Source organism: Escherichia sp. MOD1-EC5950 (assembly GCF_002965345.1).
GTDB lineage: Bacteria > Pseudomonadota > Gammaproteobacteria > Enterobacterales > Enterobacteriaceae > Escherichia > Escherichia marmotae.
The window spans coordinates 1-18,829 of sequence record NZ_PTSR01000039.1; the positions used below are offsets into that span (position 1 = coordinate 1).

The 18,829-nt window shown below is 49.4% G+C and carries 37 protein-coding genes and 1 pseudogene; 34 read left to right on the forward strand and 4 right to left on the reverse strand.

Annotated elements, in window-relative coordinates; all coding sequences use genetic code 11:
• The 3 genes from BEA93_RS21970 to bfr form a co-directional block, all read left to right on the forward strand.
• On the forward strand, window positions 1–75 hold a 75-nt coding region (locus tag BEA93_RS21970; protein ID WP_072164356.1), incomplete at its 5' end, for an elongation factor Tu.
• 183 nt (window positions 76–258) lie between these two features.
• On the forward strand, window positions 259–453 hold the full coding sequence (bfd, locus tag BEA93_RS21980; RefSeq protein ID WP_000289090.1) for a bacterioferritin-associated ferredoxin: 195 nt from the start codon (window positions 259–261) through the stop codon (window positions 451–453).
• A 72-nt stretch (window positions 454–525) separates the two neighbouring features.
• Window positions 526–1,002, forward strand: a complete 477-nt coding sequence (bfr, locus tag BEA93_RS21985) for a bacterioferritin (RefSeq protein WP_105225064.1) — start codon at window positions 526–528, stop codon at window positions 1,000–1,002.
• Here the strand turns inward: bfr and BEA93_RS21990 are convergent.
• Window positions 999–1,466, reverse strand: coding sequence for a prepilin peptidase (locus BEA93_RS21990; protein ID WP_000340140.1), 468 nt, complete (start codon window positions 1,464–1,466; stop codon window positions 999–1,001). The genes bfr and BEA93_RS21990 overlap by 4 nt on opposite strands.
• Window positions 1,467–1,844: 378 nt before the next feature.
• Between BEA93_RS21990 and rpsJ the strand changes: the two genes are divergently transcribed.
• From rpsJ to arfA, 31 genes are all read left to right on the forward strand, one after another.
• The gene (gene rpsJ, locus BEA93_RS22000; protein WP_001181004.1) at window positions 1,845–2,156 is read left to right on the forward strand and encodes a 30S ribosomal protein S10; all 312 of its coding nucleotides are present in this window, start codon (window positions 1,845–1,847) and stop codon (window positions 2,154–2,156) included.
• Between the two features lie 32 nt (window positions 2,157–2,188).
• Window positions 2,189–2,818, forward strand: coding sequence for a 50S ribosomal protein L3 (gene rplC / locus BEA93_RS22005; RefSeq protein WP_000579833.1), 630 nt, complete (start codon window positions 2,189–2,191; stop codon window positions 2,816–2,818).
• Window positions 2,819–2,828: 10 nt separating this feature from the next.
• Complete coding sequence (gene rplD / locus BEA93_RS22010; RefSeq protein WP_000424395.1) at window positions 2,829–3,434, forward strand: 50S ribosomal protein L4; 606 nt, start codon at window positions 2,829–2,831, stop codon at window positions 3,432–3,434.
• Window positions 3,431–3,733 carry a 50S ribosomal protein L23 gene (gene rplW, locus BEA93_RS22015; RefSeq protein WP_000617544.1) on the forward strand — a complete coding sequence of 101 codons (303 nt, stop codon included), beginning with the start codon at window positions 3,431–3,433 and terminating at the stop codon, window positions 3,731–3,733. The genes rplD and rplW overlap by 4 nt, the downstream gene beginning before the upstream one ends.
• 17 nt (window positions 3,734–3,750) lie before the next feature.
• Window positions 3,751–4,572: a 50S ribosomal protein L2 gene (gene rplB / locus BEA93_RS22020; protein ID WP_000301864.1), complete on the forward strand. Its 822-nt coding sequence runs from the start codon at window positions 3,751–3,753 to the stop codon at window positions 4,570–4,572.
• Window positions 4,573–4,588: 16 nt separating this feature from the next.
• Complete coding sequence (gene rpsS, locus BEA93_RS22025; RefSeq protein WP_001138117.1) at window positions 4,589–4,867, forward strand: 30S ribosomal protein S19; 279 nt, start codon at window positions 4,589–4,591, stop codon at window positions 4,865–4,867.
• Between the two features lie 14 nt (window positions 4,868–4,881).
• The gene (gene rplV / locus BEA93_RS22030) at window positions 4,882–5,214 is read left to right on the forward strand and encodes a 50S ribosomal protein L22 (protein WP_000447529.1); all 333 of its coding nucleotides are present in this window, start codon (window positions 4,882–4,884) and stop codon (window positions 5,212–5,214) included.
• 17 nt (window positions 5,215–5,231) lie between these two features.
• Window positions 5,232–5,933, forward strand: a complete 702-nt coding sequence (gene rpsC / locus BEA93_RS22035) for a 30S ribosomal protein S3 (protein WP_000529945.1) — start codon at window positions 5,232–5,234, stop codon at window positions 5,931–5,933.
• 12 nt (window positions 5,934–5,945) lie between these two features.
• Window positions 5,946–6,356 carry a 50S ribosomal protein L16 gene (gene rplP, locus BEA93_RS22040; protein ID WP_000941212.1) on the forward strand — a complete coding sequence of 137 codons (411 nt, stop codon included), beginning with the start codon at window positions 5,946–5,948 and terminating at the stop codon, window positions 6,354–6,356.
• The gene (gene rpmC, locus BEA93_RS22045; protein ID WP_000644742.1) at window positions 6,356–6,547 is read left to right on the forward strand and encodes a 50S ribosomal protein L29; all 192 of its coding nucleotides are present in this window, start codon (window positions 6,356–6,358) and stop codon (window positions 6,545–6,547) included. The genes rplP and rpmC overlap by 1 nt, the downstream gene beginning before the upstream one ends.
• Window positions 6,547–6,801 (forward strand): 30S ribosomal protein S17, encoded by a 255-nt coding sequence (gene rpsQ / locus BEA93_RS22050; RefSeq protein WP_000130100.1) that lies wholly within the window; start codon window positions 6,547–6,549, stop codon window positions 6,799–6,801. Before rpmC ends, rpsQ begins: the two co-directional genes overlap by 1 nt.
• A 164-nt stretch (window positions 6,802–6,965) precedes the next feature.
• Window positions 6,966–7,337 (forward strand): 50S ribosomal protein L14, encoded by a 372-nt coding sequence (rplN, locus tag BEA93_RS22055; RefSeq protein WP_000613955.1) that lies wholly within the window; start codon window positions 6,966–6,968, stop codon window positions 7,335–7,337.
• A gap of 10 nt (window positions 7,338–7,347) precedes the next feature.
• The gene (gene rplX / locus BEA93_RS22060) at window positions 7,348–7,662 is read left to right on the forward strand and encodes a 50S ribosomal protein L24 (protein ID WP_000729185.1); all 315 of its coding nucleotides are present in this window, start codon (window positions 7,348–7,350) and stop codon (window positions 7,660–7,662) included.
• Window positions 7,663–7,676: 14 nt separating this feature from the next.
• Window positions 7,677–8,216, forward strand: a complete 540-nt coding sequence (gene rplE / locus BEA93_RS22065) for a 50S ribosomal protein L5 (protein ID WP_001096200.1) — start codon at window positions 7,677–7,679, stop codon at window positions 8,214–8,216.
• 14 nt (window positions 8,217–8,230) lie between these two features.
• Window positions 8,231–8,536, forward strand: coding sequence for a 30S ribosomal protein S14 (rpsN, locus tag BEA93_RS22070; RefSeq protein ID WP_001118930.1), 306 nt, complete (start codon window positions 8,231–8,233; stop codon window positions 8,534–8,536).
• A 33-nt stretch (window positions 8,537–8,569) separates the two neighbouring features.
• Window positions 8,570–8,962 (forward strand): 30S ribosomal protein S8, encoded by a 393-nt coding sequence (rpsH, locus tag BEA93_RS22075; RefSeq protein ID WP_000062611.1) that lies wholly within the window; start codon window positions 8,570–8,572, stop codon window positions 8,960–8,962.
• 12 nt (window positions 8,963–8,974) lie between these two features.
• Window positions 8,975–9,508: a 50S ribosomal protein L6 gene (rplF, locus tag BEA93_RS22080; protein ID WP_000091945.1), complete on the forward strand. Its 534-nt coding sequence runs from the start codon at window positions 8,975–8,977 to the stop codon at window positions 9,506–9,508.
• Between the two features lie 9 nt (window positions 9,509–9,517).
• Window positions 9,518–9,871: a 50S ribosomal protein L18 gene (gene rplR / locus BEA93_RS22085; RefSeq protein WP_000358960.1), complete on the forward strand. Its 354-nt coding sequence runs from the start codon at window positions 9,518–9,520 to the stop codon at window positions 9,869–9,871.
• 14 nt (window positions 9,872–9,885) lie between these two features.
• Window positions 9,886–10,389, forward strand: coding sequence for a 30S ribosomal protein S5 (gene rpsE / locus BEA93_RS22090; RefSeq protein WP_000940122.1), 504 nt, complete (start codon window positions 9,886–9,888; stop codon window positions 10,387–10,389).
• Between the two features lie 3 nt (window positions 10,390–10,392).
• On the forward strand, window positions 10,393–10,572 hold the full coding sequence (gene rpmD, locus BEA93_RS22095; RefSeq protein ID WP_001140433.1) for a 50S ribosomal protein L30: 180 nt from the start codon (window positions 10,393–10,395) through the stop codon (window positions 10,570–10,572).
• Window positions 10,573–10,575: 3 nt separating this feature from the next.
• A complete protein-coding gene (rplO, locus tag BEA93_RS22100) occupies window positions 10,576–11,010 on the forward strand; it encodes a 50S ribosomal protein L15 (RefSeq protein WP_001238917.1) in 435 nt (144 codons plus the stop codon).
• A 7-nt stretch (window positions 11,011–11,017) separates the two neighbouring features.
• Entirely contained in the window at window positions 11,018–12,349 is a 1,332-nt protein-coding gene (gene secY / locus BEA93_RS22105) for a preprotein translocase subunit SecY (protein WP_001118864.1), read from the forward strand.
• Window positions 12,350–12,380: 31 nt separating this feature from the next.
• The gene (gene rpmJ / locus BEA93_RS22110; RefSeq protein WP_000868187.1) at window positions 12,381–12,497 is read left to right on the forward strand and encodes a 50S ribosomal protein L36; all 117 of its coding nucleotides are present in this window, start codon (window positions 12,381–12,383) and stop codon (window positions 12,495–12,497) included.
• A 146-nt stretch (window positions 12,498–12,643) separates the two neighbouring features.
• Entirely contained in the window at window positions 12,644–13,000 is a 357-nt protein-coding gene (gene rpsM / locus BEA93_RS22115; RefSeq protein WP_000090775.1) for a 30S ribosomal protein S13, read from the forward strand.
• A 16-nt stretch (window positions 13,001–13,016) separates the two neighbouring features.
• Window positions 13,017–13,406, forward strand: coding sequence for a 30S ribosomal protein S11 (gene rpsK, locus BEA93_RS22120; protein ID WP_001029684.1), 390 nt, complete (start codon window positions 13,017–13,019; stop codon window positions 13,404–13,406).
• A 33-nt stretch (window positions 13,407–13,439) separates the two neighbouring features.
• Complete coding sequence (rpsD, locus tag BEA93_RS22125; protein ID WP_000135224.1) at window positions 13,440–14,060, forward strand: 30S ribosomal protein S4; 621 nt, start codon at window positions 13,440–13,442, stop codon at window positions 14,058–14,060.
• A 25-nt stretch (window positions 14,061–14,085) separates the two neighbouring features.
• Entirely contained in the window at window positions 14,086–15,075 is a 990-nt protein-coding gene (locus BEA93_RS22130; protein WP_001162094.1) for a DNA-directed RNA polymerase subunit alpha, read from the forward strand.
• A 40-nt stretch (window positions 15,076–15,115) separates the two neighbouring features.
• The gene (gene rplQ, locus BEA93_RS22135) at window positions 15,116–15,502 is read left to right on the forward strand and encodes a 50S ribosomal protein L17 (protein WP_001216372.1); all 387 of its coding nucleotides are present in this window, start codon (window positions 15,116–15,118) and stop codon (window positions 15,500–15,502) included.
• 106 nt (window positions 15,503–15,608) lie between these two features.
• Window positions 15,609–15,977 (forward strand): DUF1992 domain-containing protein, encoded by a 369-nt coding sequence (locus tag BEA93_RS22140; RefSeq protein WP_016262605.1) that lies wholly within the window; start codon window positions 15,609–15,611, stop codon window positions 15,975–15,977.
• Between the two features lie 10 nt (window positions 15,978–15,987).
• Window positions 15,988–16,413 carry a Zn(2+)-responsive transcriptional regulator gene (gene zntR / locus BEA93_RS22145; protein ID WP_000285595.1) on the forward strand — a complete coding sequence of 142 codons (426 nt, stop codon included), beginning with the start codon at window positions 15,988–15,990 and terminating at the stop codon, window positions 16,411–16,413.
• A 55-nt stretch (window positions 16,414–16,468) separates the two neighbouring features.
• Window positions 16,469–16,687 (forward strand): alternative ribosome-rescue factor ArfA, encoded by a 219-nt coding sequence (arfA, locus tag BEA93_RS22150; RefSeq protein WP_000092705.1) that lies wholly within the window; start codon window positions 16,469–16,471, stop codon window positions 16,685–16,687.
• Here arfA and mscL read toward each other — a convergent pair.
• The 3 genes and pseudogenes from mscL to BEA93_RS22165 form a co-directional block, all read right to left on the reverse strand.
• Window positions 16,684–17,094: a large-conductance mechanosensitive channel protein MscL gene (gene mscL / locus BEA93_RS22155; RefSeq protein WP_000022446.1), complete on the reverse strand. Its 411-nt coding sequence runs from the start codon at window positions 17,092–17,094 to the stop codon at window positions 16,684–16,686. The genes arfA and mscL overlap by 4 nt on opposite strands.
• A gap of 129 nt (window positions 17,095–17,223) precedes the next feature.
• A complete protein-coding gene (gene trkA / locus BEA93_RS22160; RefSeq protein WP_000691382.1) occupies window positions 17,224–18,600 on the reverse strand; it encodes a Trk system potassium transporter TrkA in 1,377 nt (458 codons plus the stop codon).
• Between the two features lie 21 nt (window positions 18,601–18,621).
• Window positions 18,622–18,829 (reverse strand): annotated as a pseudogene (locus tag BEA93_RS22165) (16S rRNA (cytosine(967)-C(5))-methyltransferase RsmB); the annotation flags it as partial.

An 18,829-nucleotide genomic window follows, 5' to 3' on the forward strand; every position in this document is an offset into this window, starting at 1 on the left:
GACGGTCTGCGTTTCGCAATCCGTGAAGGCGGCCGTACCGTTGGCGCGGGCGTTGTAGCTAAAGTTCTGAGCTAATTACTCGTTAATTAGTTTTGAATTGAAAAGGGCGCTTCGGCGCCCTTTTTGCTGCCCGTAATTTATTCTGGAAATATTTAGTCGTAATTCTTGCTCGCTGTACCGTGGTGCAAATAAAATTGTGCTATTGTAATCATAACTATTCTCATTTACACTTTGCGCAGAATTTGAACGGGAGTAATCATGTACGTTTGTTTGTGTAATGGTGTAAGTGACAAAAAAATTCGTCAGGCGGTACGTCAATTTCATCCTCAGTCTTTTCAACAATTACGTAAGTTTATTCCTGTGGGAAATCAATGTGGTAAGTGCATTCGCGCCGCACGCGAAGTGATGCAGGATGAGTTGATGCAGATGCCCGAATTTAAAGAGATTGCCTGAAGCCCGCGCTTATTTTTTGACATCCCGCTAGCCCCATCTACGCTCTAATAGTGGAAGCGGAGGGACTATAAAATGAAAGGTGATGTTAAAATCATAAATTATCTCAATAAACTATTGGGAAATGAGCTTATCGCAATCAATCAGTATTTTCTTCATGCCCGGATGTTTAAAAACTGGGGCCTGATGCGCCTTAATGACGTCGAATACCATGAATCCATCGATGAGATGAAACACGCTGATAAATATATCGAGCGTATTTTATTCTTAGAAGGAATCCCCAATTTACAGGATCTGGGTAAGCTGGGAATAGGTGAAGATGTCGAAGAGATGCTGCAGTCCGACCTGCGTTTAGAGTTGGAAGGGGCAAAGGATCTTCGTGAGGCCATCGCCTACGCCGACAATGTCCGTGACTATGTCAGCCGCGATATGATGATCGAAATTCTTGCTGATGAAGAAGGCCATATTGACTGGCTAGAAACTGAACTTGATCTCATTGATAAAATAGGCCTACAGAATTACCTGCAATCACAAATTAAAGTTAATGATTAACTGCCCGTCAGCAGACTATCCCAGCCTACAACGAAACCCGCAGCCGCCAGAAATGGTCCGAAAGGCAGCGGGTTTTTTAATGATGCTTTTCCCCTCATGAGCACACCAATAACAACTGCTCCGCAGGCGAATGACGCAGCAAGAAAAACCAGCCGTGGCAGAAATGCCCATGTATGCCAGGCTCCGAGGGCTGCGAGAAACTTCACATCGCCATAGCCTAATCCTTCTTTATGGCGCAGTATGCGATAACCCCAGTAGATAATGGCGAATGCACCGTAACCGATAATGGCCCCCCATAACGCATCGGCTAAACCGCCAGGGTGACAAATTTGATAAAAAAGAAGCCCGGACCAGAGTAATGGGCAGGTAAACCTGTCAGGCAGCAAGCCATGTTTTGCATCATAGAAAAAAAGCAGGGACGATAAGCAAATGTATAAAATCAGAAAAGGAAAGGTGGCATCCATAAAGCATCCTCTGTAAATGGAGTATCACCTTCGAATAAGTCCAGATAATCAGCAACAAAGAATTGCCGACTTTGTTAACCTGGTTCCGGCGAAAAATTCTCTCTTCACAACCTTACATATTTGGTGGAATGTAGTTCGCAATATGCTCACTACGATTAATTTCTACGCGATGCTTGCGTCAGGCTCAGATTTACGTATAATGCGCGGGCTTGTCGTAGTTGACATCAGGTTCAATCTGAACCTCAGTTAGCTGATTTTGGCTACCTAACAATGCTCCCAATCGGGGAGCTACGTAAGAACGGTTACACTCTCCCATCAATCGTAATGGGTCTGAGGAGTAATCATTTTCGTTTATAAAATAATTGGAGCTCTGGTCTCATGCAGAACCAAAGAATCCGTATCCGCCTGAAAGCGTTTGATCATCGTCTGATCGATCAAGCAACCGCGGAAATCGTCGAGACTGCCAAGCGCACTGGTGCGCAGGTCCGTGGTCCGATCCCGCTGCCGACACGCAAAGAGCGCTTCACTGTTCTGATCTCTCCGCACGTCAACAAAGACGCGCGTGATCAGTACGAAATCCGTACTCACTTGCGTCTGGTTGACATCGTTGAGCCAACCGAGAAAACCGTTGATGCTCTGATGCGTCTGGATCTGGCTGCCGGTGTAGACGTGCAGATCAGCCTGGGTTAATCAGGTCATTGAGCGATTGAGAGGTTGAAACAATGATTGGTTTAGTCGGTAAAAAAGTGGGTATGACCCGTATCTTCACAGAAGACGGCGTTTCTATCCCAGTAACCGTAATCGAAGTTGAAGCAAACCGCGTTACTCAGGTTAAAGACCTGGCTAACGATGGCTACCGTGCTATTCAGGTAACCACCGGTGCTAAAAAAGCTAACCGTGTGACCAAGCCTGAAGCTGGCCACTTTGCTAAAGCTGGCGTAGAAGCTGGCCGTGGTCTGTGGGAATTCCGCCTGGCTGAAGGCGAAGAGTTCACTGTAGGTCAGAGCATTAGCGTTGAACTGTTTGCTGACGTTAAAAAAGTTGACGTAACTGGCACCTCTAAAGGTAAAGGTTTCGCAGGTACCGTTAAGCGCTGGAACTTCCGTACCCAGGATGCTACTCACGGTAACTCCTTGTCTCACCGCGTACCGGGTTCTATCGGTCAGAACCAGACTCCGGGCAAAGTGTTCAAAGGCAAGAAAATGGCAGGTCAGATGGGTAACGAACGTGTAACCGTTCAGAGCCTTGACGTAGTACGCGTTGACGCTGAGCGCAACCTGCTGCTGGTGAAAGGTGCTGTCCCGGGTGCAACCGGTAGCGACCTGATCGTTAAACCAGCTGTGAAGGCGTAAGGAGATAGCAATGGAATTAGTATTGAAAGACGCGCAGAGCGCGCTGACTGTTTCCGAAACTACCTTCGGTCGTGATTTCAACGAAGCGCTGGTTCACCAGGTTGTTGTTGCTTATGCAGCCGGTGCTCGTCAGGGTACTCGTGCTCAGAAGACTCGTGCTGAAGTAACTGGTTCCGGTAAAAAACCGTGGCGCCAGAAAGGCACCGGCCGTGCGCGTTCTGGTTCTATCAAGAGCCCGATTTGGCGTTCTGGTGGCGTGACCTTCGCTGCTCGTCCGCAGGACCACAGTCAAAAAGTTAACAAGAAGATGTACCGCGGCGCGCTGAAAAGCATCCTGTCCGAACTGGTACGTCAGGATCGTCTGATCGTTGTCGAGAAGTTCTCTGTAGAAGCACCGAAAACTAAGCTGCTGGCACAGAAACTGAAAGACATGGCTCTGGAAGATGTGCTGATCATCACCGGTGAGCTGGACGAGAACCTGTTCCTGGCTGCGCGCAACCTGCACAAGGTTGACGTACGCGATGCAACTGGTATCGACCCGGTTAGCCTGATCGCCTTCGACAAAGTCGTAATGACTGCTGATGCTGTTAAGCAAGTTGAGGAGATGCTGGCATGATTCGTGAAGAACGTCTGCTGAAGGTGCTGCGTGCACCGCACGTTTCTGAAAAAGCGTCTACTGCGATGGAAAAATCTAACACCATCGTGCTCAAAGTTGCTAAAGACGCGACCAAAGCAGAAATCAAAGCTGCTGTGCAGAAACTGTTTGAAGTCGAAGTCGAAGTCGTTAACACCCTGGTTGTTAAAGGGAAAGTTAAACGTCACGGACAGCGTATCGGTCGTCGTAGCGACTGGAAAAAAGCTTACGTCACCCTGAAAGAAGGCCAGAACCTGGACTTCGTTGGCGGCGCTGAGTAAGTCGGAGGAGTAATACAATGGCAGTTGTTAAATGTAAACCGACATCTCCGGGTCGTCGCCACGTTGTTAAAGTGGTTAACCCTGAGCTGCACAAGGGCAAACCTTTTGCTCCGTTGCTGGAAAAAAACAGCAAATCCGGTGGTCGTAACAACAATGGCCGTATCACCACTCGTCATATCGGTGGTGGCCACAAGCAGGCTTACCGTATTGTTGACTTCAAACGCAACAAAGACGGTATTCCGGCAGTTGTTGAACGTCTTGAGTACGATCCGAACCGTTCCGCGAACATCGCGCTGGTTCTGTACAAAGACGGTGAGCGCCGTTACATCCTGGCCCCTAAAGGCCTGAAAGCTGGCGACCAGATTCAGTCTGGCGTTGATGCTGCAATCAAACCAGGCAACACTCTGCCGATGCGCAACATCCCGGTTGGTTCTACTGTTCACAACGTAGAAATGAAACCAGGTAAAGGCGGTCAGCTGGCACGTTCCGCTGGTACTTACGTTCAGATCGTTGCTCGCGACGGTGCTTATGTCACCCTGCGTCTGCGTTCTGGTGAAATGCGTAAAGTAGAAGCAGACTGCCGCGCTACTCTGGGCGAAGTTGGCAATGCTGAGCATATGCTGCGCGTTCTGGGTAAAGCAGGTGCTGCACGCTGGCGTGGTGTTCGTCCTACCGTTCGCGGTACGGCGATGAACCCGGTAGACCACCCACATGGTGGTGGTGAAGGTCGTAACTTTGGTAAGCACCCGGTAACTCCGTGGGGCGTTCAGACCAAAGGTAAGAAGACCCGCAGCAACAAGCGTACTGATAAATTTATCGTACGTCGCCGTAGCAAATAATTTTAGAGGATAAGCCATGCCACGTTCTCTCAAGAAAGGTCCTTTTATTGACCTGCACTTGCTGAAGAAGGTAGAGAAAGCGGTGGAAAGCGGAGACAAGAAGCCCCTGCGCACTTGGTCCCGTCGTTCAACGATCTTTCCTAACATGATCGGTTTGACCATCGCTGTCCATAATGGTCGTCAGCACGTTCCGGTATTTGTAACCGACGAAATGGTTGGTCACAAACTGGGTGAATTCGCACCGACTCGTACTTATCGCGGCCATGCTGCTGATAAAAAAGCGAAAAAGAAATAAGGTAGGAGGAAGAGATGGAAACTATCGCTAAACATCGCCATGCTCGTTCTTCTGCTCAGAAGGTTCGCCTTGTTGCTGACCTGATTCGCGGTAAGAAAGTGTCGCAGGCTCTGGATATTCTGACCTACACCAACAAGAAAGCGGCTGTACTGGTCAAGAAGGTTCTGGAATCTGCCATTGCTAACGCTGAACACAACGATGGCGCTGACATTGACGATCTGAAAGTTACGAAAATTTTCGTAGACGAAGGCCCGAGCATGAAGCGCATTATGCCGCGTGCAAAAGGTCGTGCAGATCGCATCCTGAAGCGCACCAGCCACATCACTGTGGTTGTGTCCGATCGCTGAGACTCTGGAGACTAGCAATGGGTCAGAAAGTACATCCTAATGGTATTCGCCTGGGTATTGTAAAACCATGGAACTCTACCTGGTTTGCGAACACCAAAGAATTCGCTGACAACCTGGACAGCGATTTTAAAGTACGTCAGTACCTGACTAAGGAACTGGCTAAAGCGTCCGTATCTCGTATCGTTATCGAGCGTCCGGCTAAGAGCATCCGTGTAACCATTCACACTGCTCGCCCGGGTATCGTTATCGGTAAGAAAGGTGAAGACGTAGAAAAACTGCGTAAGGTCGTAGCGGACATCGCTGGCGTTCCTGCACAGATCAACATCGCCGAAGTTCGTAAGCCTGAACTGGACGCAAAACTGGTTGCTGACAGCATCACTTCTCAGCTGGAACGTCGCGTTATGTTCCGTCGTGCTATGAAGCGTGCTGTACAGAACGCAATGCGTCTGGGCGCTAAAGGTATCAAAGTTGAAGTTAGCGGCCGTCTGGGCGGCGCGGAAATCGCACGTACCGAATGGTACCGCGAAGGTCGCGTACCGCTGCACACTCTGCGTGCTGACATCGACTACAACACCTCCGAAGCGCACACCACTTACGGTGTAATCGGCGTTAAAGTGTGGATCTTCAAAGGCGAGATCCTGGGTGGTATGGCTGCTGTTGAACAACCGGAAAAACCGGCTGCTCAGCCTAAAAAGCAGCAGCGTAAAGGCCGTAAATAAGGAGCGTCGCTGATGTTACAACCAAAGCGTACAAAATTCCGTAAAATGCACAAAGGCCGTAACCGCGGTCTGGCGCAGGGTACGGATGTTAGCTTCGGCAGCTTCGGTCTGAAAGCTGTTGGCCGTGGTCGTCTGACTGCACGTCAGATCGAAGCAGCACGTCGTGCTATGACCCGTGCAGTTAAGCGTCAAGGTAAGATCTGGATCCGTGTGTTCCCGGACAAACCGATCACTGAAAAGCCGCTGGCAGTGCGTATGGGTAAAGGTAAAGGTAACGTGGAGTATTGGGTTGCCTTGATTCAGCCGGGTAAAGTCCTGTATGAAATGGACGGTGTTCCGGAAGAGCTGGCCCGTGAAGCATTCAAGCTGGCAGCAGCGAAACTGCCGATTAAAACCACCTTTGTAACTAAGACGGTGATGTAATGAAAGCAAAAGAGCTGCGTGAGAAGAGCGTTGAAGAGCTGAACACCGAGCTGCTGAACCTGCTGCGTGAGCAGTTCAACCTGCGTATGCAGGCTGCAAGTGGCCAGCTGCAACAGTCTCACCTGTTGAAGCAAGTGCGTCGCGATGTCGCACGCGTTAAGACTTTACTGACTGAGAAGGCGGGTGCGTAATGACCGATAAAATCCGTACTCTGCAAGGTCGCGTTGTTAGCGACAAAATGGAGAAATCCATTGTTGTTGCTATCGAACGTTTTGTGAAACACCCGATCTACGGTAAATTCATCAAGCGTACGACCAAACTGCACGTACATGACGAGAACAACGAATGCGGTATCGGTGACGTGGTTGAAATCCGCGAATGCCGTCCGCTGTCCAAGACCAAATCCTGGACGCTGGTTCGCGTTGTAGAGAAAGCGGTTCTGTAATACAGTACACTTTCTCGATACGAATAAACGGCTCAGCGATGAGCCGTTTATTTTTTCTACCCTTATCGTTGAAGCGGTGTTATAATGCCGCGCCCTCGATATGGGGCTTTTTAACGGCCTGATTTTCGGGTCTCAGTAGTAGTTGACATTAGCGGAGCACTAAAATGATCCAAGAACAGACTATGCTGAACGTCGCCGACAACTCCGGTGCACGTCGCGTAATGTGTATCAAGGTTCTGGGTGGCTCGCACCGTCGCTACGCAGGCGTAGGCGACATCATCAAGATCACCATCAAAGAAGCAATTCCGCGTGGTAAGGTCAAAAAAGGTGATGTGCTGAAGGCGGTAGTGGTGCGCACCAAGAAGGGTGTTCGTCGCCCGGACGGTTCTGTCATTCGCTTCGATGGTAATGCTTGTGTTCTTCTGAACAACAACAGCGAGCAGCCTATCGGTACGCGTATTTTTGGGCCGGTAACTCGTGAGCTTCGTAGTGAGAAGTTCATGAAAATTATCTCTCTGGCACCAGAAGTACTCTAAGGAGCGAATCATGGCAGCGAAGATCCGTCGTGATGACGAAGTTATCGTGTTAACCGGTAAAGATAAAGGTAAGCGCGGTAAAGTTAAGAATGTCCTGTCTTCCGGCAAGGTCATTGTTGAAGGTATCAACCTGGTTAAGAAACACCAGAAGCCAGTTCCGGCTCTGAACCAACCGGGTGGCATCGTTGAGAAAGAAGCCGCTATTCAGGTTTCCAACGTAGCAATCTTCAATGCGGCAACCGGCAAGGCTGACCGTGTAGGCTTTAGATTCGAAGACGGTAAAAAAGTCCGTTTCTTCAAGTCTAACAGCGAAACTATCAAGTAATTTGGAGTAGTACGATGGCGAAACTGCATGATTACTACAAAGACGAAGTAGTTAAAAAACTCATGACTGAGTTTAACTACAATTCTGTCATGCAAGTCCCTCGGGTCGAGAAGATCACCCTGAACATGGGTGTTGGTGAAGCGATCGCTGACAAAAAACTGCTGGATAACGCAGCAGCAGACCTGGCAGCAATCTCCGGTCAAAAACCGCTGATCACCAAAGCACGCAAATCTGTTGCAGGCTTCAAAATCCGTCAGGGCTATCCGATCGGCTGTAAAGTAACTCTGCGTGGCGAACGCATGTGGGAGTTCTTTGAGCGCCTGATCACTATTGCTGTACCGCGTATCCGTGACTTCCGTGGCTTGTCCGCTAAGTCTTTCGACGGTCGTGGTAACTACAGCATGGGTGTCCGTGAGCAGATCATCTTCCCAGAAATCGACTACGATAAAGTCGACCGCGTTCGTGGTTTGGATATTACCATTACCACTACTGCGAAATCTGACGAAGAAGGCCGTGCTCTGCTGGCTGCCTTTGACTTCCCGTTCCGCAAGTAAGGTAGGGTTACTAAATGGCTAAGCAATCAATGAAAGCACGCGAAGTAAAACGCGTAGCTTTAGCTGATAAATACTTCGCGAAACGCGCTGAACTGAAAGCGATCATCTCTGATGTGAACGCTTCCGACGAAGATCGTTGGAATGCTGTTCTCAAGCTGCAGACTCTGCCGCGTGATTCCAGCCCGTCTCGTCAGCGTAACCGCTGCCGTCAAACAGGTCGTCCGCATGGTTTCCTGCGGAAGTTCGGGTTGAGCCGTATTAAGGTCCGTGAAGCCGCTATGCGCGGTGAAATCCCGGGTCTGAAAAAGGCTAGCTGGTAATTGTCACCAATTGAATCACGGGAGTAAAGACAGATGAGCATGCAAGATCCGATCGCGGATATGCTGACCCGTATCCGTAACGGTCAGGCCGCGAACAAAGCTGCGGTCACCATGCCTTCCTCCAAGCTGAAAGTGGCAATCGCCAACGTGCTGAAGGAAGAAGGTTTTATTGAAGATTTTAAAGTTGAAGGCGACACCAAGCCTGAACTGGAACTGACTCTTAAGTATTTCCAGGGCAAAGCTGTTGTAGAAAGCATTCAGCGTGTCAGCCGCCCAGGTCTGCGCATCTATAAACGTAAAGATGAGCTGCCGAAAGTTATGGCGGGTCTGGGTATCGCAGTTGTTTCTACCTCTAAAGGTGTTATGACTGATCGTGCAGCGCGCCAGGCTGGTCTTGGTGGCGAAATTATCTGCTACGTAGCCTAATCGGAGGAAAAAATGTCTCGTGTTGCTAAAGCACCGGTCGTTGTTCCTGCCGGCGTTGATGTAAAAATCAACGGTCAGGTTATTACGATCAAAGGTAAAAACGGCGAGCTGACTCGTACTCTCAACGATGCTGTTGAAGTTAAACATGCAGATAATACCCTGACCTTCGGTCCGCGTGATGGTTACGCAGACGGTTGGGCACAGGCTGGCACTGCGCGTGCCCTGCTGAACTCAATGGTTATCGGTGTTACCGAAGGCTTCACTAAGAAGCTGCAGCTGGTTGGTGTAGGTTATCGTGCAGCGGTTAAAGGCAATGTGATTAACCTGTCTCTGGGTTTCTCTCATCCTGTTGACCATCAGCTGCCTGCGGGTATCACTGCTGAATGTCCGACTCAGACTGAAATCGTGCTGAAAGGCGCTGATAAGCAGGTGATCGGCCAGGTTGCAGCGGATCTGCGCGCCTACCGTCGTCCTGAGCCTTATAAAGGCAAGGGTGTTCGTTACGCCGACGAAGTCGTGCGTACCAAAGAGGCTAAGAAGAAGTAAGGTAACACTATGGATAAGAAATCTGCTCGTATCCGTCGTGCGACCCGCGCACGCCGCAAGCTCCAGGAGCTGGGCGCAACTCGCCTGGTGGTACATCGTACCCCGCGTCACATTTACGCACAGGTAATTGCACCGAACGGTTCTGAAGTTCTGGTAGCTGCTTCTACTGTAGAAAAAGCTATCGCTGAACAACTGAAGTACACCGGTAACAAAGACGCGGCTGCAGCTGTGGGTAAAGCTGTCGCTGAACGCGCTCTGGAAAAAGGCATCAAAGATGTATCCTTTGACCGTTCCGGGTTCCAATATCATGGTCGTGTCCAGGCACTGGCAGATGCTGCCCGTGAAGCTGGCCTTCAGTTCTAAGGTAGAGGTGTAAGATGGCTCACATCGAAAAACAAGCTGGCGAACTGCAGGAAAAGCTGATCGCGGTAAACCGCGTATCTAAAACCGTTAAAGGTGGTCGTATTTTCTCCTTCACAGCTCTGACTGTAGTAGGCGATGGTAACGGTCGCGTTGGTTTTGGTTACGGTAAAGCGCGTGAAGTTCCAGCAGCGATCCAGAAAGCGATGGAAAAAGCCCGTCGCAATATGATTAACGTCGCGCTGAATAACGGCACTCTGCAGCACCCTGTTAAAGGTGTTCATACGGGTTCTCGCGTATTCATGCAGCCGGCTTCCGAAGGTACTGGTATCATTGCCGGTGGTGCAATGCGCGCCGTTCTGGAAGTCGCTGGAGTTCATAACGTTCTGGCTAAAGCATATGGTTCTACCAACCCGATCAACGTGGTTCGTGCAACTATTGATGGCCTGGAAAATATGAGTTCTCCAGAAATGGTCGCTGCCAAGCGTGGTAAATCCGTTGAAGAAATTCTGGGGAAATAAACCATGGCAAAGACTATTAAAATTACTCAAACCCGCAGTGCAATCGGTCGTCTGCCGAAACACAAGGCAACGCTGCTTGGCCTGGGTCTGCGTCGTATTGGTCACACCGTAGAGCGCGAGGATACTCCTGCTATTCGCGGTATGATCAACGCGGTTTCCTTCATGGTTAAAGTTGAGGAGTAAGAGATGCGTTTAAATACTCTGTCTCCGGCCGAAGGCTCCAAAAAGGCGGGTAAACGCCTGGGTCGTGGTATCGGTTCTGGCCTCGGTAAAACCGGTGGTCGTGGTCACAAAGGTCAGAAGTCTCGTTCTGGCGGTGGCGTACGTCGCGGTTTTGAGGGTGGTCAGATGCCTCTGTACCGTCGTCTGCCGAAATTCGGCTTCACTTCTCGTAAAGCAGCGATTACAGCCGAAGTTCGTCTGTCTGACCTGGCTAAAGTAGAAGGCGGTGTTGTAGACCTGAATACGCTGAAAGCGGCTAACATTATCGGTATCCAGATCGAGTTCGCGAAAGTGATCCTGGCTGGTGAAGTTACAACTCCGGTAACTGTTCGTGGCCTGCGTGTTACTAAAGGCGCTCGTGCTGCTATCGAAGCTGCTGGCGGTAAAATCGAGGAATAAGTAGCAGATGGCTAAACAACCGGGATTAGATTTTCAAAGTGCCAAAGGTGGCTTAGGCGAGCTGAAACGCAGACTGCTGTTTGTTATCGGTGCGCTGATTGTGTTCCGTATTGGCTCTTTCATTCCGATCCCTGGTATTGATGCCGCTGTACTTGCCAAACTGCTTGAGCAACAGCGAGGCACCATCATTGAAATGTTCAACATGTTCTCTGGTGGTGCTCTCAGCCGTGCTTCTATCTTTGCTCTGGGTATTATGCCGTACATTTCGGCATCAATTATTATCCAGTTGCTGACGGTGGTCCATCCAACGCTGGCAGAAATTAAGAAAGAAGGGGAGTCTGGTCGTCGTAAGATCAGCCAGTACACCCGCTACGGTACTCTGGTGCTGGCAATATTTCAGTCGATCGGTATTGCTACCGGTCTTCCGAATATGCCTGGTATGCAAGGCCTGGTTATGAATCCGGGCTTTGCATTCTACTTCACCGCTGTTGTAAGTCTGGTCACAGGAACAATGTTCCTGATGTGGTTGGGTGAACAGATTACTGAACGTGGTATCGGCAACGGTATCTCAATCATTATCTTCGCCGGTATTGTCGCGGGACTCCCGCCAGCCATTGCCCATACTATCGAGCAAGCGCGTCAAGGCGACCTGCACTTCCTCGTGTTGCTGTTGGTTGCAGTATTAGTATTTGCAGTGACGTTCTTTGTTGTATTTGTTGAGCGTGGCCAACGCCGCATTGTGGTAAACTACGCGAAACGTCAGCAGGGTCGTCGTGTCTATGCTGCACAGAGCACACATTTACCGCTGAAAGTGAATATGGCGGGGGTAATCCCGGCAATCTTCGCTTCCAGTATTATTCTGTTCCCGGCAACCATTGCGTCATGGTTCGGGGGCGGTACTGGTTGGAACTGGCTGACAACAATTTCGCTGTATTTGCAGCCTGGGCAACCGCTTTATGTGTTACTCTATGCGTCTGCAATCATCTTCTTCTGTTTCTTCTACACGGCGTTGGTTTTCAACCCGCGTGAAACAGCAGATAACCTGAAGAAGTCCGGTGCATTTGTACCAGGAATTCGTCCGGGAGAGCAAACGGCGAAGTATATCGATAAAGTAATGACCCGCCTGACCCTGGTTGGTGCGCTGTACATTACCTTTATCTGCCTGATCCCGGAGTTCATGCGTGATGCAATGAAAGTACCGTTCTACTTCGGTGGAACCTCACTGCTTATCGTTGTTGTCGTGATTATGGACTTTATGGCTCAAGTGCAAACTCTGATGATGTCCAGTCAGTATGAGTCTGCATTGAAGAAGGCGAACCTGAAAGGCTACGGCCGTTAATTGGGCGCCCGAGAAGTTACGGAGAGTAAAAATGAAAGTTCGTGCTTCCGTCAAGAAATTATGCCGTAACTGCAAAATCGTTAAGCGTGATGGTGTCATCCGTGTGATTTGCAGTGCCGAGCCGAAGCATAAACAGCGCCAAGGCTGATTTATTCGCATATTTTTCTTGCAAAGTTGGGTTGAGCTGGCTAGATTAGCCAGCCAATCTTTTGTATGTCTGTGCGTTTCCATTTGAGTATCCTGAAAACGGGCTTTTCAGCATGGAACGTACATATTAAATAGTAGGAGTGCATAGTGGCCCGTATAGCAGGCATTAACATTCCTGATCATAAGCATGCCGTAATCGCATTAACTTCGATTTATGGCGTCGGCAAGACCCGTTCCAAAGCCATCCTGGCTGCAGCGGGTATCGCTGAAGATGTTAAGATCAGTGAGCTGTCTGAAGGACAAATCGACACGCTGCGTGACGAAGTTGCCAAATTTGTCGTTGAAGGTGATCTGCGCCGTGAAATCAGCATGAGCATCAAGCGCCTGATGGATCTTGGTTGCTATCGCGGTTTGCGTCATCGTCGTGGTCTCCCGGTTCGCGGTCAGCGTACCAAGACCAACGCACGTACCCGTAAGGGTCCGCGCAAACCGATCAAGAAATAATCGGGGTGATTGAATAATGGCAAAGGCACCAATTCGTGCACGTAAACGTGTAAGAAAACAAGTCTCTGACGGCGTGGCTCATATCCATGCTTCTTTCAACAACACCATCGTGACTATCACTGATCGTCAGGGTAACGCGTTGGGTTGGGCAACTGCCGGTGGTTCCGGTTTCCGTGGTTCTCGCAAATCCACTCCGTTTGCAGCTCAGGTTGCAGCAGAGCGTTGCGCTGACGCCGTGAAAGAATACGGCATCAAGAATCTGGAAGTTATGGTTAAAGGTCCGGGTCCAGGCCGCGAATCTACTATTCGTGCTCTGAACGCCGCAGGTTTCCGCATCACTAACATTACTGATGTGACTCCGATCCCTCATAACGGTTGTCGTCCGCCGAAAAAACGTCGCGTATAACGCTTCGTTTTCCAGGTTTGTTGGAGAAAGAAAATGGCAAGATATTTGGGTCCTAAGCTCAAGCTGAGCCGTCGTGAGGGTACCGACTTATTCCTTAAGTCTGGCGTTCGCGCGATCGATACCAAGTGTAAAATTGAACAAGCTCCTGGCCAGCACGGTGCGCGTAAACCGCGTCTGTCTGACTATGGTGTGCAGTTGCGTGAAAAGCAAAAAGTTCGCCGTATCTATGGTGTGCTGGAGCGTCAGTTCCGTAACTACTATAAAGAAGCAGCACGTCTGAAAGGCAACACCGGTGAAAACCTGTTGGCTCTGCTGGAAGGTCGTCTGGACAACGTTGTATACCGTATGGGCTTCGGTGCCACTCGTGCAGAAGCACGTCAGCTGGTTAGCCACAAAGCAATTATGGTAAACGGTCGTGTTGTTAACATCGCTTCTTATCAGGTTAGTCCGAATGACGTTGTAAGCATTCGTGAGAAAGCGAAGAAGCAGTCTCGCGTGAAAGCCGCTCTGGAGCTGGCTGAGCAGCGTGAAAAGCCAACCTGGCTGGAAGTTGATGCTGGCAAGATGGAAGGTACGTTTAAGCGTAAGCCGGAGCGTTCTGATCTGTCTGCGGACATTAACGAACACCTGATCGTCGAGCTTTACTCCAAGTAAAGCTTAGTACCAAAGAGAGGACACAATGCAGGGTTCTGTGACAGAGTTTCTAAAACCGCGCCTGGTTGATATCGAGCAAGTGAGTTCGACGCACGCCAAGGTGACCCTTGAGCCTTTAGAGCGTGGCTTTGGCCATACTCTGGGTAACGCACTGCGCCGTATTCTGCTCTCATCGATGCCGGGTTGCGCGGTGACCGAGGTTGAGATTGATGGTGTACTACATGAGTACAGCACCAAAGAAGGCGTTCAGGAAGATATCCTGGAAATCCTGCTCAACCTGAAAGGGCTGGCGGTGAGAGTTCAGGGCAAAGATGAAGTTATTCTTACCTTGAATAAATCTGGCATTGGCCCTGTGACTGCAGCCGATATCACCCACGACGGTGATGTCGAAATCGTCAAGCCGCAGCACGTGATCTGCCACCTGACCGATGAGAACGCGTCTATTAGCATGCGTATCAAAGTTCAGCGCGGTCGTGGTTATGTGCCGGCTTCTACCCGAATTCATTCGGAAGAAGATGAGCGCCCAATCGGCCGTCTGCTGGTCGACGCATGCTACAGCCCTGTAGAGCGTATTGCCTACAATGTTGAAGCAGCGCGTGTAGAACAGCGTACCGACCTGGACAAGCTGGTCATCGAAATGGAAACCAACGGCACAATCGATCCTGAAGAGGCGATTCGTCGTGCGGCAACCATTCTGGCTGAACAACTGGAAGCTTTCGTTGACTTACGTGATGTACGTCAGCCGGAAGTGAAAGAAGAGAAACCAGAGTTCGATCCGATCCTGCTGCGCCCTGTTGACGATCTGGAATTGACTGTCCGCTCTGCTAACTGCCTTAAAGCAGAAGCTATCCACTATATCGGTGATCTGGTACAGCGTACCGAGGTTGAGCTTCTTAAAACGCCTAACCTTGGTAAAAAATCTCTTACTGAGATTAAAGACGTGCTGGCTTCCCGTGGACTGTCTCTGGGCATGCGCCTGGAAAACTGGCCACCGGCAAGCATCGCTGACGAGTAACCGGATCACAGGTTAAGGTTTTACTGAGAAGGATAAGGTCATGCGCCATCGTAAGAGTGGTCGTCAACTGAACCGCAACAGCAGCCATCGCCAGGCTATGTTCCGCAATATGGCAGGTTCACTGGTTCGTCATGAAATCATCAAGACGACTCTGCCTAAAGCGAAAGAGCTGCGCCGCGTAGTTGAGCCGCTGATTACTCTTGCCAAGACTGATAGCGTAGCTAATCGTCGTCTGGCATTCGCCCGTACTCGTGATAACGAGATCGTGGCAAAACTGTTTAACGAGCTGGGCCCGCGTTTCGCGAGCCGCGCCGGTGGTTACACTCGCATTCTGAAGTGTGGCTTCCGTGCAGGCGACAACGCGCCGATGGCATACATCGAGCTGGTTGATCGTTCTGAATCGAAAGCAGAAGCTGCTGCAGAGTAATCTGAAGCAACGTAAAAAAACCCGCCCCGGCGGGTTTTTTTATACCCGTCGCATCCCCACTTATCTACAATAGCTGTACTCTTTTTGTTCATCCCCTGGAGTATTTATGTGGTTACTTGACCAGTGGGCAGAGCACCATATATCAGAAGCGCAAGCGAAAGGTGAGTTTGATAACCTACCAGGTAGCGGCGAACCATTGATACTGGATGATGATTCCCATGTGCCACCGGAATTACGTGCGGGGTATCGCTTGTTGAAGAATGCCGGTTGTTTACCGCCAGAACTTGAGCAGCGGAGGGAAGCAATTCAGCTTCTGGATATTCTTAAAAGCATTCGTCAGGACGATCCACAATATCAGGAAGTTAGCCGCAGGTTATCTTTGCTAGAGTTAAAACTGCGACAAGCAGGTTTGAGCACAGAATTTTTACATGGCGAATATGCAGGTAAGCTTCTGAATAAAATTAATGACAACTGAGAGAGCGTTTATGTATCGCATTGGTGAGCTGGCAAAATTGGCGGAAGTGACGCCTGACACTATTCGTTATTATGAAAAGCAGCAGATGATGGATCATGAAGTACGTACCGAAGGTGGTTTTCGTCTTTATACCGAAAGCGATCTCCGACGTTTGAAGTTTATTCGGCATGCCAGACAGCTCGGTTTTAGTCTTGAGTCGATCCGTGAGTTGTTGTCGATCCGTATCGATCCTGAACATCATACCTGCCAGGAATCAAAAGGCATTGTGCAGGAAAGACTACAGGAAGTGGAAGCACGAATAGCTGAGTTGCAGAGTATGCAACGTTCACTGCAACGACTTAATGATGCCTGCTGCGGAACAGCCCATAGCAGCGTTTATTGCTCAATTCTCGAAGCTCTTGAGCAAGGTGCAAGTGGTGTGAAAACAGGCTGTTGATTTATTGCACTGGCAGGATTACACTCGCGCGGTTAAATAACCAACAGGAGTTTTTATGAGTCGATATCAGCATACTAAAGGGCAGATAAAGGATAATGCGATTGAAGCATTACTGCATGATCCCTTGTTCAGACAACGAGTTGAGAAAAATAAGAAAGGGAAAGGAAGTTACATGCGTAAAGGCAAACAGGGTAACCGGAATAACTGGGAGGCCAGTGGCAAGAAAGTAAATCACTTTTTTACCACTGGCCTTCTGCTTTCAGGCATTTGTTAAGAGCGGTTATTTTGCTCTTTCAACAAATCGCGAATCTCTGTCAGTAACACTTCTTCTTTAGTTGGTGCTGGTGCCGCTGCCGGTTCTTCTTTTTTACGATTCAGTTTGTTGATTAGCTTAATCGCCATAAAGATGGCAAAGGCAACAATCAGAAAATCAAATACGTTTTGAATGAAGACACCGTAATGCATGACAACAGCGGGTACATCCCCCTGCGCATCGCGTAACGTGACAGCAAACTGTTTAAAGTCGATCCCACCAATTAACAAACCTAGCGGCGGCATGATGATATCGGCAACCAGTGAAGAGACAATCTTACCGAAGGCCGCACCGATAATGACACCCACAGCCAAATCCACCACATTCCCGCGCATCGCAAATTCGCGAAATTCTTTAATAATGCTCATCTTATTCTCCCTATGAAGCTGACATTTATAAGTCTAACAAATGTTAAGCTATTTTCCTGTCAGGAATGAATTTAATTAAACCTTGAAAAACAAAAGGAAATAATAAGGCGCCACAAGACGCCTCATGAATTACAAGAAGAAAGGACTTGGCTGGAAGAGGCGTTCAACGTCGGTAATAAACTTTTTATCTGTCAGGAACATAATCACGTGATCGCCTTGCTCAATGCGCAAATTATCATTGGCTATCATGACATCATTTCCACGAACCACAGCACCGATAATTGTTCCCGGCGGCAGTTTAATTTCATCTATAACCCTACCGACAACACGAGAAGTACTTTCATCCCCGTGAGCAACGGCTTCAATAGCTTCAGCTACACCGCGGCGTAATGAGGAAACACCAACGATATCTGCTTTTCGTACGTGACTGAGTAGCGCAGAAATGGTTGCCTGTTGCGGTGAAATCGCAATATCGATCACGCTTCCTTGAACCAGATCCACATAAGCGCGACGCTGGATCAACACCATTACCTTTTTCGCACCCATGCGTTTAGCAAGCATGGCCGACATGATATTGGCCTCGTCATCGTTGGTGACGGCGATGAACAGATCAACTTGATCAATATGTTCTTCGGCCAACAGTTCTTGATCTGATGCATCACCAAAAAAGACGATCGTATTTTGCAATTTTTCTGCCAGCTCGGCGGCACGTTGCTGATTACGTTCGATGAGTTTGACGCTGTAATCTTTTTCCAGTCGACGCGCCAACCCGGCACCGATATTACCGCCACCAACCAACATAATGCGTTTATACGGTTTTTCCAGGCGCTGTAATTCACTCATCACTGCGCGGATATGTTGCGAAGCGGCAATAAAGAACACTTCATCGCCAGCTTCAACGATGGTTGATCCTTGTGGACGAATGGGGCGATCGTGACGGAAGATGGCCGCTACACGGGTATCGATATGTGGCATATGCTCGCGCATGGTCGAAAGCGCATTACCAATCAGCGGGCCGCCATAATAGGCTTTGACTACTGCCAGGCTGACTTTGCCTTCTGCGAAGTTCACCACCTGTAATGCGCCGGGATATTCAATCAGCCGGTAAATATTATCGATAACCAACTGCTCTGGTGCTATCAGATGATCAATTGGTACAGCGTCTGAATGAAAGAGCTTATCGGCATCCCGGACGTAATCTGGTGAACGGATGCGAGCGATACGGTTAGGGGTGTTGAAAAGCGAGTAGGCTACCTGACAGGCAACCATATTGGTTTCATCTGAACTGGTTACTGCAACCAGCATATCGGCGTCATCGGCACCGGCCTCTCGCAAGACCCGTGGGTGAGAGCCATGACCCTGAACGACTCGCAGGTCAAATTTATCCTGCAAGGTCCGCAGACGCTCACCATTGGTATCGACAACGGTAATATCGTTATTTTCGCCTACCAGGTTTTCCGCCAGCGTGCCACCAACCTGGCCGGCACCCAGAATGATAATTTTCATCAGTCGCGACCCGTTATCTCATCACTTTTTAATTAGCTTAGCGTAAAAGAAGCCGTCACCTTCTTCGGCGTCGGGCAGATTTTGTTTACCCGGTTGCTCTGGTGTTCCTGTTTCGCAAAGCATTGCATCTTCAGTGCGTTGCAGGAAGGCTTTAATCTGTTGGCTATTCTCTTCCGGTAACACCGAACAGGTGGCATAAACTAGCGTTCCACCTGATTTTAGATGCGGC

Excerpts from the sequence above, each read along its gene's own strand:
- bfd (WP_000289090.1), top strand. The coding sequence starts at position 259 with ATGTACGTTTGTTTGTGTAATGGTGTAAGTGACAAAAAAATTCGTCAG.
- bfr (WP_105225064.1), top strand. The coding sequence starts at position 526 with ATGAAAGGTGATGTTAAAATCATAAATTATCTCAATAAACTATTGGGA.
- BEA93_RS21990 (WP_000340140.1), bottom strand. The coding sequence starts at position 1,466 with ATGGATGCCACCTTTCCTTTTCTGATTTTATACATTTGCTTATCGTCC.
- rpsJ (WP_001181004.1), top strand. The coding sequence starts at position 1,845 with ATGCAGAACCAAAGAATCCGTATCCGCCTGAAAGCGTTTGATCATCGT.
- rplC (WP_000579833.1), top strand. The coding sequence starts at position 2,189 with ATGATTGGTTTAGTCGGTAAAAAAGTGGGTATGACCCGTATCTTCACA.
- rplD (WP_000424395.1), top strand. The coding sequence starts at position 2,829 with ATGGAATTAGTATTGAAAGACGCGCAGAGCGCGCTGACTGTTTCCGAA.
- rplW (WP_000617544.1), top strand. The coding sequence starts at position 3,431 with ATGATTCGTGAAGAACGTCTGCTGAAGGTGCTGCGTGCACCGCACGTT.
- rplB (WP_000301864.1), top strand. The coding sequence starts at position 3,751 with ATGGCAGTTGTTAAATGTAAACCGACATCTCCGGGTCGTCGCCACGTT.
- rpsS (WP_001138117.1), top strand. The coding sequence starts at position 4,589 with ATGCCACGTTCTCTCAAGAAAGGTCCTTTTATTGACCTGCACTTGCTG.
- rplV (WP_000447529.1), top strand. The coding sequence starts at position 4,882 with ATGGAAACTATCGCTAAACATCGCCATGCTCGTTCTTCTGCTCAGAAG.
- rpsC (WP_000529945.1), top strand. The coding sequence starts at position 5,232 with ATGGGTCAGAAAGTACATCCTAATGGTATTCGCCTGGGTATTGTAAAA.
- rplP (WP_000941212.1), top strand. The coding sequence starts at position 5,946 with ATGTTACAACCAAAGCGTACAAAATTCCGTAAAATGCACAAAGGCCGT.
- rpmC (WP_000644742.1), top strand. The coding sequence starts at position 6,356 with ATGAAAGCAAAAGAGCTGCGTGAGAAGAGCGTTGAAGAGCTGAACACC.
- rpsQ (WP_000130100.1), top strand. The coding sequence starts at position 6,547 with ATGACCGATAAAATCCGTACTCTGCAAGGTCGCGTTGTTAGCGACAAA.
- rplN (WP_000613955.1), top strand. The coding sequence starts at position 6,966 with ATGATCCAAGAACAGACTATGCTGAACGTCGCCGACAACTCCGGTGCA.
- rplX (WP_000729185.1), top strand. The coding sequence starts at position 7,348 with ATGGCAGCGAAGATCCGTCGTGATGACGAAGTTATCGTGTTAACCGGT.
- rplE (WP_001096200.1), top strand. The coding sequence starts at position 7,677 with ATGGCGAAACTGCATGATTACTACAAAGACGAAGTAGTTAAAAAACTC.
- rpsN (WP_001118930.1), top strand. The coding sequence starts at position 8,231 with ATGGCTAAGCAATCAATGAAAGCACGCGAAGTAAAACGCGTAGCTTTA.
- rpsH (WP_000062611.1), top strand. The coding sequence starts at position 8,570 with ATGAGCATGCAAGATCCGATCGCGGATATGCTGACCCGTATCCGTAAC.
- rplF (WP_000091945.1), top strand. The coding sequence starts at position 8,975 with ATGTCTCGTGTTGCTAAAGCACCGGTCGTTGTTCCTGCCGGCGTTGAT.
- rplR (WP_000358960.1), top strand. The coding sequence starts at position 9,518 with ATGGATAAGAAATCTGCTCGTATCCGTCGTGCGACCCGCGCACGCCGC.
- rpsE (WP_000940122.1), top strand. The coding sequence starts at position 9,886 with ATGGCTCACATCGAAAAACAAGCTGGCGAACTGCAGGAAAAGCTGATC.
- rpmD (WP_001140433.1), top strand. The coding sequence starts at position 10,393 with ATGGCAAAGACTATTAAAATTACTCAAACCCGCAGTGCAATCGGTCGT.
- rplO (WP_001238917.1), top strand. The coding sequence starts at position 10,576 with ATGCGTTTAAATACTCTGTCTCCGGCCGAAGGCTCCAAAAAGGCGGGT.
- secY (WP_001118864.1), top strand. The coding sequence starts at position 11,018 with ATGGCTAAACAACCGGGATTAGATTTTCAAAGTGCCAAAGGTGGCTTA.
- rpmJ (WP_000868187.1), top strand. The coding sequence starts at position 12,381 with ATGAAAGTTCGTGCTTCCGTCAAGAAATTATGCCGTAACTGCAAAATC.
- rpsK (WP_001029684.1), top strand. The coding sequence starts at position 13,017 with ATGGCAAAGGCACCAATTCGTGCACGTAAACGTGTAAGAAAACAAGTC.
- rpsD (WP_000135224.1), top strand. The coding sequence starts at position 13,440 with ATGGCAAGATATTTGGGTCCTAAGCTCAAGCTGAGCCGTCGTGAGGGT.
- BEA93_RS22130 (WP_001162094.1), top strand. The coding sequence starts at position 14,086 with ATGCAGGGTTCTGTGACAGAGTTTCTAAAACCGCGCCTGGTTGATATC.
- rplQ (WP_001216372.1), top strand. The coding sequence starts at position 15,116 with ATGCGCCATCGTAAGAGTGGTCGTCAACTGAACCGCAACAGCAGCCAT.
- BEA93_RS22140 (WP_016262605.1), top strand. The coding sequence starts at position 15,609 with ATGTGGTTACTTGACCAGTGGGCAGAGCACCATATATCAGAAGCGCAA.
- zntR (WP_000285595.1), top strand. The coding sequence starts at position 15,988 with ATGTATCGCATTGGTGAGCTGGCAAAATTGGCGGAAGTGACGCCTGAC.
- arfA (WP_000092705.1), top strand. The coding sequence starts at position 16,469 with ATGAGTCGATATCAGCATACTAAAGGGCAGATAAAGGATAATGCGATT.
- mscL (WP_000022446.1), bottom strand. The coding sequence starts at position 17,094 with ATGAGCATTATTAAAGAATTTCGCGAATTTGCGATGCGCGGGAATGTG.
- trkA (WP_000691382.1), bottom strand. The coding sequence starts at position 18,600 with ATGAAAATTATCATTCTGGGTGCCGGCCAGGTTGGTGGCACGCTGGCG.